2 protein-coding genes are annotated in these 13,874 nt (G+C 70.9%); both read right to left on the bottom strand.

The window, feature by feature from the left end; translation table 11 throughout:
• Nucleotides 1-59 precede the first annotated feature (59 nt).
• Nucleotides 60-12,278 (bottom strand): non-ribosomal peptide synthetase, encoded by a 12,219-nt coding sequence (locus BS75_RS43560; RefSeq protein WP_269330724.1) that lies wholly within the window; start codon nt 12,276-12,278, stop codon nt 60-62.
• Nucleotides 12,167-13,843, bottom strand: coding sequence for a condensation domain-containing protein (locus BS75_RS45010; protein WP_052069847.1), 1,677 nt, complete (start codon nt 13,841-13,843; stop codon nt 12,167-12,169). Before BS75_RS45010 ends, BS75_RS43560 begins: the two co-directional genes overlap by 112 nt.
• Between the last annotated feature and the right edge of the window lie 31 nt (nt 13,844-13,874).

Here is a 13,874-nt window from a genome sequence, read left to right as displayed (position 1 = left end):
GACCGGTCATTCACCACGAACGGTCGGGGCGGGAGCTGTGAGCGGACGCTCGGTACCGGCTAACCGCGCATCCGGCGGGCCTCCTCCGCGATGACCCGGCCGATCTCGGCCATCGGCGCCGCGTCCATCAGGCCGTGGTGCGTCGCGTCGAGGTGCCGGTCGACGATCCGGCCGTCGACGTGCCCGCTCCAGGCCGCAGCGGTCGGGGCGTCGTCGGCGCGCTTCCGGGTCGCGGTGAAGAACTGCACGTCACCCCGGTACAGCCCCGGGGTGAAGGCCCGCATCATCCGGATGTGGCGCTCCCAGGCGTCGCCCATCGCGGCGAGGTCCTCGGCCGAGAAGGAGGAGAAGGAGCTGTCGACCAGGGTCTGGACGACCTGCTCCCGGGTGAGCGGCACTCCCTCCGGGCTCGGGCGCGGAGCCTGGAACAGCTCCAGGAAGACGCCGAGGGTCTCCTGTTCGTCGCGTTCCACCACCGGCGCCGCATAGGCGGCGAAGGGGTAGGTGTCCAGCACCGCCAGCACGGCGACCTCCTCGCCGAGCCCCTGCAGCCGGCCGGCCATGGCATGCACGACCAGACCGCCGAAGGAGTGCCCCAGCAGGTGGTACGGGCCCGAGGGCTGGACCGTGCGGATCAGGGCCACGTAGTCGGCGGCCATCTCCTCCACGCTCGTGGGCAGCCGGTCGGTCCGGGTCAGGCTTCGGGCCTGCAGCGCGTACAGCGGGTGGCCCGGCAGGTGCGGCAGCAGCCGGCTGTAGCCCAGGCCGACCCCGTACCCGGCGTGCACGCAGAACACCGGTGCGCGGTCGCCCTCCAGCCGCAGTGGCATCAACTCGGCGAACTTGTCACCGAGTCCGGCCCCGTCGCGGAGCCGTTCCGCCAGACCCGCCACCGTGGGCGCCTCGAACAGGTCCCGCAGCGCCGCCTCCACGCCCAGGACCGTGCGCAGCCGGCTGAGCAGCCGGGTGGCCAGCAGGGAGTGGCCGCCGAGGTCGAAGAAGTCGTCGTCGATGCCGACCCGCTCCAGTCCGAGGACCTCGGCGAACAGCGCGGCCAGCACCTCCTCCTGCGGTGTGCGCGGCGTCCGGTCCGAGGGCGCGGGCAGGTCGGGCGCGGGCAGCGCCCGGCGGTCCGGCTTGCCGTTGACCGTCAGCGGCAGCGCCTCCAGCACCACGACGGCGGCCGGGACCAGATACTCCGGGAGCACGGCGGCCAGTCCGGCCCGCACCGCCGCCGGGTCGAGCGAACCGTCCGCGCGGGCCGCGTCGGTGGGCACGACGTAGCCGACCAGGCGCTTGTGGCCGGGGACGTCCTCACGGACGACGGCGAGGCCGTGGGCGACGCCGGGCAGCGCGGTGAGCGCGGCCCCGACCTCGCCCGGTTCGATCCGGAAGCCGCGCAGCTTCACCTGGTCGTCGGCCCGGCCGAGGTAGTCCAGCTCGCCGTCACCGGACCAACGGGCCAGGTCGCCGGTGCGGTACATCCGTTCCCCGGCCGGGCCGAAGGGATCCGCCACGAAGCGCTCGGCGGTCGCCCCGGGGCGGTCCAGGTAGCCCCGGGCCAGGCCGGATCCGGCGAGGTACAGCTCACCCGCGCAGCCCACCGGCACCGGGCGCAGCGCCGCGTCCAGGACGTAGGCCCGGGTGTTGTCCAGCGGACGCCCGATCGGCAGCGCGCGCGGCGCGGACCCGGTCGGCTCCGCCGACACCGCCGCCGGCGCGACGGTGTGGGTGGTCGCGAAGGTGGTGGTCTCGGTGGGGCCGTAGCCGTTGACCACCCGGATGCCCGGGCAGGCGGCACGCACCCGCTCGACAGCCGTCGGTGACACCACGTCACCGCCGGTCCAGACCTCGCGCACGCCGGCGAAACAGGACGGCGACTCCTCGGCGACGAGGGCGAAGAGACCCGCCGTCAGCCACAGTCCGGTCACCCCGCCGTCCGCCAGCGTCCGTTCCAGGGAGGCCGCTGTCAGCTCGCCCTCGGGCGCGACCACCACCCGGCCGCCGGTCAGCAGCGGCACCCACAGCTCGAAGGTGGAGGCGTCGAAGGAGTGCGGCGAGTGCAGCAGCACCCGTCGCAGCCCCTCCCCCGCGAAGCGCCGGTCCTGGGCCAGTGCCGCGACATCCCGCTGGGTGACCGCGACGCCCTTCGGCCGCCCGGTCGAGCCCGAGGTGTACATCACGTACGCAAGCCGCCCGGCGTCGGCGCGAGTGTCCGCATCCGCGTCTGCCGGGTTCGCTGCCAGGGGCGGCGCCTCGGCGACGGCCTTGTCCACGACCACGACCGTGACCGCCGGGCCCAGGCCGAGCGCCTGCTCGTAGTGCACGGCGTCGGTGAGGACCACGTCGGCGCGGGTCTCCGCGACAATCAGCGCGCGATGAGCATCCGGGTAACGGGAGTCCAGCGGGACGTAGTAGCCCCCGGCCCGGACCACCGCCAGCAGGCCGACGACCAGGTCGGCGGAGCGCTGCATCAGTACGGCCACGCCGCGCTCCGCACCCGCGCCCACGCCCAGCTCCAACAGGTGGCGGGCGAGTCGCTCGGCCCGGTCGTCCAGCTCGGCGAAGGTCCATTCAACGCCGTCGGAGACGACGGCCACCGCGTCGGGAGTCCGTGCCGCCCGGGCCCGGAACAGCTCCGTCAGCCCGGCGGCGGGAAGCTCCGTCGCGGTGTCGTTCCACGCAAGCGTCAGCCGCTCGCGCTCGTCCCGGTCGAGGACGTCGACCCGGTCGAGGGGTGTGTGCGGAGCCGACTCCAGCGCGGAGACCACTCCCTCCAGCACCGTGCGGGTCACCTCCACGACCGACTTCGGGTCGATCGGCGCGGCCGCCTGGACGCTGAGGACGAAGCCGGTGCCGTTGTCGTCGACCGACATCGTCAGCGGGTAGTTGGTGCGTTCCCGGCTGTGCCGTACCTCGATCCCGGAGGAACGGCCGCCGGTCGCGGGCGCACCGGCGGCTTCCTCGGCCCGGCTGTTGTGGCGGTAGTTGAGCAGGGCGGTGAAGAGCGGGGCGGTGCCGCCGATGCCGCTGGCGCGCTGGGCCAGGGCGAGCGGGGCGTGCTCGTGCACCAGCAGCTCGGCCAGCTGCGCGCGCATGGCCCGCACCGCGTCCTCCACGCCCACCCCGGCGGTCGGCACCCGCACCGGCAGAGTGTTGATGAACAGCCCCGGCACCCGGTCCGCACCGCTGCCCGCATTCATCCGCCCGAAGAGCACGGTGCCGAAGACCACGTCCTCGCGGTGCGAGGTCGCCGCGACCGCCCGGGCCCAGGCGACATGGAGCACCGTCGCCGGGCTCACCCCGACCCTCCGGGCCTGCTCGCGCAGCCGGGCCGCAAGCTCCGCGTCCAGCGGACGCCGCGCCTCGGCCAGTTGGGAGCCGTCCCCGCGCACATCCAGCAGCCCGAACGGGGCGGTCGGCTCGTCGACGTCGCCGAGCAGGCCGGCGAAGTAGCGCTCGTGCTCCTCACGCGAGACGCCGAGCCGCGACTGAGCAACGAAGTCACGGAACGGCAGCGGCGTCGGCAGCTCAGCCGCGCGCCCGGCCAGGATCTCCCGAATCTCCGCCATCAGCACGTCCAGCGCCGTGTGGTCGCTGACGAGGTGGTGGTGCTGCAGCAGGAGCAGCCACCGCTCGGACCCCGGCTCCGCCGCGATCCGCGCCCGCAGCAGGGGCGCACGGGTCAGGTCCATCGACGGTCGCGGTGCAGCCAGCAGCCGCGCCACCGCGTCATGGTTCTGTTGGTCCTGCCCGACGGCCACTGCCGATGCCGCTGCCAGGTCGATCTCTTCGACGGGGAGGGTGGCCCGGCGGGCGACGACCTGGACCGGCTCCCGCAACCCGTGCCAGAACACACCCGTCCGCAGAATGTCGTGCCGGTCCACCACCAACTGCAACGCACCCAGGAACGCATCCAACCGCGCCCGGCCGTCGAAGACGAGGACGGTCGGCAGATCGTAGATGTCCTCACCGCCGTCTCCGGCTGCCATCAGATGGTGGAAGAAGATCCCCTCCTGCAACGGCGCCAAGGGGTAGACGTCCGCGACATTGGCCGCACCACCGGGGAAGGCCGCCGTGATCCCGGCCAGCTCGTCATCCGTGAGGTCCACCAGCGGCAGCATCTGCGGCACTATCGCAGTCGCACCGGCCGGGATGCCGTTGGCCGGGACCACCACACCCGCCGACACCGACGCCGCCGCCAACCCCGCAACCGTCGGCGAGGAGAACAACGCCCGCACACTCACCCCCACCCCACGAACCCGCAACCGCTCCACCAACGACACCGCCAGCAGCGAATGCCCACCCAGGGCGAAGAAGTCGTCATCCACCCCCACCCGGGCAACGCCCAGCACCTCCGCGAAAACCTCGCACAACACCTCCTCCCGCACCGACGACGGACCCCGGAACACGCCGTCCGACAGCACCATCGCCGGAACCGGCAACGCCCGACGGTCCAACTTCCCGTTCACCGTCAACGGCAACGCATCCAACACCACCACAGCCGACGGCACCATGTACTCCGGCAACACACCCGCCACGACCGACCGCAGCTCCATCGGATCCAGATCGGTGCCGGCCTGCGCGACGGCGTAGCCGACCAGCCGCCGGTCACCCGGCACGTCCTCACGCACCACGACCACCGCATGCGCGACACCCGCGCAGCCCGCCAGCGCCGCCTCGACCTCGCCCAGCTCGATCCGGTAGCCCCGCAGCTTCACCTGCTCATCGACCCGGCCGACGTACTCCAGGTTCCCGTCCGCCCGCCACCGCGCCAGATCGCCGGTGCGGTACATCCGCGTCCCGACCCGGCCGAACGGATCCGCCACGAACCGCTCGGCGGTCAGGCCGGGACGGCCGTGGTAGCCACGCGCCAACTGCGCGCCGGCCAGGTACAGTTCGCCCGCAACGCCGACCGGCACCGGACGGAGTCCAGCGTCCAGCACATACACGCTGGTGTTCCACACCGGTCGCCCGATCGGCACGGTCGCACCGTCGCTCCTCTCCGCGCACGACCAGGACGTCACGTCGACCGACGCCTCGGTCGGCCCGTACTGGTTGTACAGCGGCACGTCGAGCACCCGGCCGACAGCGTCGCGGAGCTCGGCGGTGAGCGCCTCACCGCCGCTGAACACCACGCGCAGACCACCGCAGGAGGCTGCGGCAGGCTCGCGGAGGAAGGCCTGGAGCATGGAGGGGATGAAGTGGGTGACGGTGATCCGCTGACGCTGGATCACCTCGGCCAGGTAGGCCGGGTCGCGGTGCCCGCCCGGGCGCGCGAGCACCAGCGTCGCGCCCTCCAGCAGCGGCCAGAAGAACTCCCAGACCGACACGTCGAAGCCGAACGGCGTCTTCTGCAGTACCCGGTCCGACGCACTCAGTCGGTGGTCGTGCTGGAGCCGCCGCAGCAGGTTGACCACTCCGGCGTGCGGAACCGCGACGCCCTTGGGACGGCCCGTCGAGCCGGATGTGAACAGCACATACGCCGGATTGAGCGAGGTCAGCGCCGACTGCCGGTCGGCGGCCGCCAGGTCGGACGTCCCGAGTGCGGCGAGGAGGCCGGCGGCCTCCGCACCGTCGACCAGCAGCCGCTCCCCGGTGAACTCCCCCGCAGCGGCGGCGCACTCGACCGTCGCCAGCAGCAGCGAGGGCCGGGCATCCGCCAGCACGACGGCAATCCGATCGGCCGGGTAGTCGGGGTCGACGGGGACGTAGGCGCCGCCGGCCTTGAGCACGGCCAACAGCGCGACCACCATCTCGGCCGAGCGCTCCATGGCCACCGCGACCAGCGACTCCGGCCCCACGCCGCGCTGCACCAGCAGCCGCGCCAGCCGGTTGGCGCGCGCATTCAGCTCGGCGTAGGTGAACTCGTCGTCCTCCAGTACGAGGGCGACCGCGTCCGGCGTCCGCACGACCTGGGCCTCGAAGAGCTCCGGCAGTGTGGCCGCAGGGATCTCGGCCGCCGTGTCGTTCCAGTCGGTCAGGATCATCCGGCGCTGGTCGTCCGTCAGCACGCCGATCCGGTCGAGCGGCGTGGGTGAAGCTGCCTCCAACGCGCCGACCAGCCCCGCAAGGGCGGTGGCGGCGAGGTCGCAGACCAGCTCAGGGGCGACCGGGTCGACCACCTGCACGGTCAGGGTGAATCCGGTGCCGTTGTCGTCGACCGACATGTTCAGCGGGTAGTTGGTGCGGTCCCGACCGTGCCTGGCCTCGATACCGGGCAGTGTGGCCTCAGCCGCAGTGTCGGTGCCCGGAGACAGCTGGTGATGGCGGTAGTTGAGCAGGGTGGTGAAGAGCGGGGCGGTGCCGCCGATGCCGCTGGCGCGCTGGGCCAGGGCGAGCGGGGCGTGCTCGTGCACCAGCAGCTCGGCCAGCTGCGCGCGCATGGCACGCACCGCGTCCTCCACACCCACCCCGGCCGTCGGCACCCGAACCGGCAGAGTGTTGATGAACAGCCCCGGCACCCGGTCCGCACCGCTACCCGCATTCATCCGCCCGAACAGAATCGTCCCGAAGACGACGTCGTCGCGGTTGGACGTGGCGGCCACCACGCGCGCCCAGGCCACGTGGAACAGCGTCGCCGGGCTCACCCCCAGCCGTCGGGCCTGCTCGCGCAGCCGCGCCGCAAGCTCCGCGTCCAACGGCCGCCGCGCCTCGGCCACCCGGGAACCGTCCCCACGCACATCCAGCAGTCCGAACGGAGCCGTCGGCTCGTCGACGTCGCCGAGCAGGCCGGCGAAGTAGCGCTCGTGCTCCTCACGCGAGACGCCGAGCCGGGCCTGGGCAACGAAGTCACGGAACGGCAGCGGCGTCGGCAGCTCAGCCGCGCGGCCGACCAGGATCGCTCGAATCTCCGCCATCAGCACGTCCAACGCCGTGTGATCACTGACGAGGTGGTGCCGCTGCAGCAGGAGCAGCCACCGCTCGGACCCCGGCTCCGCCGCGATCCGCGCCCGCAGCAGGGGCGCACGGGTCAGGTCCATCGACGAGCGCGGTGCAGCCAGCAGCCGCGCCACCGCATCGAGAGGCGGGCGATCGCCCTCGGACCCAGCCTCCGGGACACCACCGAGGAAGGTATCCAGGTCGATCTCTTCGACGGGGAGGGTGGCCCGGCGGGCGACGACCTGGACCGGCTCACGCAACCCGTGCCAGAACACACCCGTCCGCAGAATGTCGTGCCGATCCACCACCAACTGCAACGCACCCAGGAACGCATCCAACCGCGCCCGACCGTCGAAGGTCAGCACCGTCGGCAGCACATACACGTCCTGACCATCACCACCCTCCGCCATCAGATGATGGAAGAAGATCCCCTCCTGCAACGGCGCCAACGGATAGACGTCCGCGATATTGGCCGCGCCACCGGGGAAGGCGGCCGTGATCCCCGCCAGCTCCTCGACGGTCAGGTCCACCAGCGGCAGCATCTGCGGCACTATCGCAGCCGCACCGGCCGGAATGCCGTTGGCCGGGACCACCACACCCGCCGACACCGACGCCGCCGCCAACCCCGCCACCGTCGGCGAGGAGAACAACGCCCGCACACTCACCCCCACCCCACGAACCCGCAACCGCTCCACCAACGACACCGCCAGCAGCGAATGCCCGCCCAGGGCGAAGAAATCGTCATCCACCCCCACCCGGGCAACACCCAACACCTCCGCGAAAACCTCGCACAACACCTCCTCCCGCACCGACGACGGACCCCGATACACACCCCCCGCGTCCACCACCGGAACCGGCAACGCCCGACGGTCCAACTTCCCGTTCACCGTCAACGGCAACGCATCCAGGACCACGATCACCGACGGCACCATGTACTCCGGCAACGAGCCACCGACAGCCACACGCAACTCCACCGGGTCCAGATCGGTGCCGGCCTGTGCGACGGCGTAGCCGACCAGGCGCGGGTCACCCGGCACGTCCTCACGCAGGACCACCACCGCGTGTGCCACACCCGCGCAGCCCGCCAGCGCCGCCTCGACCTCACCCAGCTCGATCCGGTAGCCACGCAGCTTCACCTGGTCGTCCGCCCGACCCAGGTACTCCAGGTTCCCGTCCGCCCGCCACCGCGCCACATCACCCGTCCGGTACATCCGCGCCCCCGACACGTCGAACGGATCCGCCACGAACCGCTCAGCGCTCAGGCCCGGACGACCCAGATACCCCCGCGCCAACTGCGCCCCCGCGAAGTACAACTCCCCCGCAACACCCACCGGCACCGGCCCCAACCCGGCATCCAGCACATACGCCCGCGTATTCCACATCGGCCGACCGATCGGCACCGAACCACCACCGAACTCCGCCACCCCACCCACCACGAAATCCGTACAACCCACCGTCACCTCGGTCGGCCCGTAATGGTTCACCACCTCCACCCCCGGATGCGCCGCACGCCACTGCCCCGCCTGCACCGCACCCAACGCCTCACCACCCACCATCATCCGACCGACCGGCGCACACTCCCCCGCCAACCCACCCATGAACGACAGATGACTCGGCGTCGCCTTCAGGAACGACAACCGCTCCCCACCCAACAACCCCGGCAACCCCTCATCCACCGCCCCCACAAACACCCGACCACCACACACCAACGCCCCGTACAACCCCGTCACACCCGCATCGAACGAAATCGACGCATGCAACAACGTGCTCCCACCCAACTCCGGATACACCACCACACACCGCGCCACATAGTTCACCAACCCCCCATGCGCCACCACCACACCCTTCGGCCGCCCCGTCGACCCCGACGTATAAATCACATACGCCGGATGACGAGCGTCCAACGGCCCGTGCCGCTCCACATCGGTGAGGTCGCCCGCACCCAACTCCGCCAGGGAATCCACCACCCCGGGGTCGTCGACCGACAGCGCCTGCACCCCTGGCAGGCCTGCAAGGATCCCAGCGCAGTCAACCGTGGTCAGCACCACCGCAGGCTGGGCGTCGTCGAGCATGTAGGCGATGCGGTCGGCCGGGTAGTCCGGGTCGATCGGCACATACGCACCACCGGCCTTCAACACCGCCAGCAACGCCACCACCAGATCGACCGAGCGCCCCATCAGCACCCCGACCAACGACTCCGGACCCACCCCCCGACCCACCAACAACCGCGCCAACCGATTCGCCCGCGCATTCAACTCCCCGTACGACAACGCCCCCACAACATCAACCACCGCCACCGCATCCGGCGTCCGCACCACCTGCGCCTCGAACAACTCCGGCAACGCCCCGGACGGCACCTCATGCGCCGTGTCGTTCCACTCACCGACGATCCGCGACCGCTCAGCCGCACCCAGCACCTCGACCCGATCCACCGACCGCTCCGGCGCACCCACCACTACACCCAGCACCCGCACGAACCGCTCAACCAACAGCTCCACCGAACCCACATCGAACAGATCCCGGGCAAACGTCAATGTCCCACGCAGCCCAGCCGGCATGCCGCCAGCGCCGAAATCCTCACTCAGCGTGAACGCCAGGTCGAACCGCGCCGCCAGGTCACCCGAGGGCAACGCGTCCACATCGAGGCCCGGCAGGTCCAGCACCGCCCGGGCATTGTTCTGCAGGGTCAACATCACCTGGAACAGCGGGTGGCGGGACATGGAACGCGCCGGCGCCAGGTCCTCCACCAGACGCTCGAACGGCACATCCTGATGCGCGAACGCACCCAGACCCACCTCCCGCACCCGACCCAGCAACTCCACGAACGACGGAGAACCCGACACATCCGTCCGCAGCACCAAGGTATTGACGAAGAACCCCACCAGGTCGTCCAACGCCTCGTCCGTACGACCCGCCACCGGCGAACCGATCGGGATGTCCGTCCCCGCACCCAGACGCGACAGCAGCACCGCCAACGCGGCCTGCAACACCATGAACACCGTCACACCCTCAGCACGAGCCAAGCCGACCAACCGCTCGTGCAACTCAACCGGCACCGAGAAGCCGACCGTCCCACCCCGATGACTTGCCACCGCCGGACGCAACCGATCCACCGGAAGCACCAACTCCTCCGGCACACCCGCCAACACCCCACGCCAGTACCCCAACTGCTCCGACAGAACACTCCCCGGATCAGCCGCATCACCCAACAACCCACGCTGCCACAACGCATAATCCCCGTACTGCACCGGCAACGACGACCACCCCGGCACCACACCCGCCGCACGCGCCGCATACGCAACCGACACATCCCGCGCCAACGGACCCAACGACCAACCATCACCCGCAATGTGATGCACCACCAGCACCAGCACATGCTGTTCCGGATCGACACGGAACAGCTGCGCCCGCAGCGGCGCCTCGACGCCCAGATCGAAGACGTACCCCGCCGCCTCGGCCACTGCCTCCGCCAGGACCTCGGGCCGCGCGCCCTCCAGGTCCACCACCGTCATCAGGGAACCGACCGACTCCACGTCCCGAACCAGCTGGTGCGGCTGCCCGTCGACCGCAGCGAACACCGTCCGCAGCACCTCGTGCCGACCCACCACATCCATCAGCGCTGCGCCCAGCGCCGCGACATCCAGACGACCGCCCAATCGCAGCACCATGGGAATGTTGTAGGCGGCGCTCGGACCTTCCAACTCGCCGAGGAACCAGAGTCGCTGCTGCGCGAATGACACGGGCACGGCGGCCGCCGCCGGATGCGGCGTCGCAAGCAGCGGCCGACGTACGCGGTCGCCGACGTCCAGCCGGACGGCCAGGGCCGCGACCGTGGGGGCCTCGAACAGGGTGCGGATCGACAGCTCGACGCCCAGTACCGCACGTACCCGACTCACCAGCCGTGTCGCCAGCAGCGAATGCCCGCCCAGAGCAAAGAAGTTGTCGTCCACCCCCACCCGCGCCACGCCCAGCACCTGCGCGAAGACCTCGCAGAGCAGTTCCTCCCGGACGGAGGACGGCTCCCGGAACTCCTCGCCGCTCCCGCGCAGCTCCGGGACCGGCAGCGCCCGGCGGTCCACCTTGCCGTTGGCCGTCAGCGGTAGCGCGTCCAGCACCACCAGGGCGGACGGCACCAGGTACTCCGGCAGCGCATCCGCCAGCCGTCGCAGCAGCGCGGCCGTGTCCAGGGAGCCGGCGTCGACTGCGACCAGGTACCCGACCAGGCGCTTGTCACCCGGCGCGTCCTCCCGCACCAGGGCCACCGCGCGCGCTACTGCCGGGTCGGTCGTGAGTGCGGCCTCCACCTCGCCCAGTTCGATCCGGAAACCGCGCAGCTTCACCTGGTCGTCGGCCCGACCGACGAACTCCACCTCACCATCCGCATTCCAACGCACCAGATCCCCGGTCCGGTACATCCGCGACCCCGCCCCACCGAACGGATCCGCCACAAAACGCTCCGCCGACAACCCCGGCCGACCCAAATACCCCCGAGCCACACCCGCACCAGCCACATACAACTCACCCACACCACCCACCGGCACCGGCCCCAACCCGGCATCCAGCACATACACCAACGTGTTGTCCAACGGACGACCGATCGGCAGCACACCACGACCGACATCGCCCTGGGCAAGGGCGGTCGCAGTGTGGGTGAGCGCAAAGGTGGTGGTCTCCGTCGGTCCGTAGCCATTGACGACGTTTGTTCCCGGGCAGGCGTCCAGCACCCGTGCCACCATGGCCGGCGACACGACATCGCCGCCGGTCCACACCTCCCGCACACCGGCGAAGCAGGCGGGATCCTCCTCCGCGAAGAATCCGAACAGCCCGGCCGTGAGCCACAGCCCGGTCACTCCGTGGGCCGAGACAAGCTGCGCCAGGCCGTCGGCGGTGAGCTCCTCGGCGGGCGCGACAATGGCCTGACGCCCCGTCAGCAGTGGTACCCACAGCTCGAAGGTGGAGGCGTCGAAGGAGTGCGGCGAGTGGACCAGCACCCGATCCATCGCCCCACCCGCAAACCGACGATCCAACGCCAACGCAACCACATCACGCTGCGACACCGCCACACCCTTGGGCCGCCCCGTCGACCCCGACGTATACATCACATACGCCAACCGCTCCACACCCGCACCAGACACCACCAACGGCAACCCAGCACCATCCCCCTCCCCACCGGAATCCTCGCCCTCACCCTCGCCCACCACCACGACCGACAGACCCAAACCCTCCGCCTGCGACCGCAGCACACCATCCGTCAACACCACCCCCGCACCCGTCTCCGCCACAATCAACGCACGATGCGCCACCGGATACCGCACATCCAACGGCACATAGAAACCCCCCGCCCGCACCACCGCCAGCAGCGCCACCACCAACTCGACAGAACGCCCAACCAACACCGCCACACCAACCTCAGGACCCACCCCCAGCCCCACCAACCGCCGCGCCAACACCCCACCCGCGCATCCAACTCCGCAAAACTCAGCTCAACATCCCCACACACCACCGCCACCGCATCAGGCACCCGCCCCACCTGCACCGCAAACAACTCCGCCAACCCCAACGCAGGCAACCCCACCACCGTGTCATTCCAACCACACAGCAGCACCTCACGCTCCACCACACCCAAAACATCCACCCGATCCACCAACCCGACCGGATCAGCAACCACACCCTCCAACACCCGCACAAACCGCTCCGCGAGCAACTCCACATCCGCCGCGTCGAACAGGTCCAGGGCAAAGGTCAGACTTCCGCCCAGGCCGGCCGGCGACCCGTCCGCGCCGAAGCTCTCGGCCAGCGTGACGGCCAGGTCGAACTTGGCCGGGGCCTGCCCCGCAGCGAGCGGGACCGCCCGGAGGCCAGGCAGGTCCAGCTGGACCTGGGCGTTGTTCTGGAGCGACAGGATGACCTGGAAGAGTGGGTGGCGGGACATCGAACGCGTCGGTGCCAGCGTCTCCACCAGGCGCTCGAAGGGCACGTCCTGGTGGGCCAGGGCCCCGAGCCCCGCCTTGCGCACCCGCTGCAGCAGCTGGGTGAAGGTCGGGGAGCCGGACAGGTCGGCCCGCAGGACCAGGCTGTTGACGAAGAACCCGACCAGGTCGTCCAACGCCTCGTCGACCCGCCCGGCAACCGGCGTGCCGATGGGAATGTCCGTGCCCGCGCCGAGACGTGACAGCAGTACCGCCAGCGCTGCCTGCAGCACCATGAACAGCGTCACGCCCTCGGCCCGCGCCAAGCCGGCCAACCGCGCGTGCAGCTCGGCCGGGATCGCGAATTCGACCGTCCCGCCGCGATGGCTGGCCACCGCCGGACGAGGCCGGGCGCCCGGCAGGGCCAACTCCTCCGGCAGATCAGCCAGCGTGGTCCGCCAGTAGGCCAACTGCTCGGACAGGAGGCTCTCCGGGTCGTCCTCCTCGCCCAACAGCTCCGCCTGCCACAGCGCATAGTCGGCGTACTGCCCCGGCAGCGGCACCCAACTGGGGGCACGCCCCTCCAGCCGGGCCGCGTACGCCGCCGACACGTCACGGGCCAGCGGCCCCATCGACCAACCGTCGCCCGCGATGTGATGGACCACCAGCAACAGCACGTGCTCCTCGGCGGCCGTGCGGAACAGCCAGGCTCGCAAAGGGACTTCGGCGGCCAGGTCGAAGACGTGGCCCGACGCCTCGGCCACCGCCGAAGCCACCTCCGCCGGGTCGAGCCCGCCGGCCTCGACGACCGTCAGCAGCGGACCGACCGCGTCCGGCTCCAGGATGTGCTGGTGCGGCATGCCCTCCACTGCGGGGAAGACCGTACGCAGCACCTCGTGCCGGTCCACCACGTCCTGCAGTGCTGCGGCCAGGGCCTCCGAGTCCAGGACACCGGTCAACCGCAGCGCCAGCGGGATGTTGTAGACGGCACTCGGGCCGTCCAGCTCGCCCAGGAACCACAGCCGCTGCTGCGCATAAGAAACCGGAATCATCAGAACTCCCTCTGCCTGGGCATCGGCCGGA

The sequence above is a fragment of the Streptacidiphilus albus JL83 genome (assembly GCF_000744705.1).
Lineage (GTDB): Bacteria > Actinomycetota > Actinomycetes > Streptomycetales > Streptomycetaceae > Streptacidiphilus > Streptacidiphilus albus.
This window is presented reverse-complemented; position numbering and strand designations above follow the sequence as displayed.

Bases quoted from the DNA above. Each gene is read 5' to 3' on its own strand.
- BS75_RS45010 (WP_052069847.1), bottom strand. From the start codon at position 13,843: ATGATTCCGGTTTCTTATGCGCAGCAGCGGCTGTGGTTCCTGGGCGAG.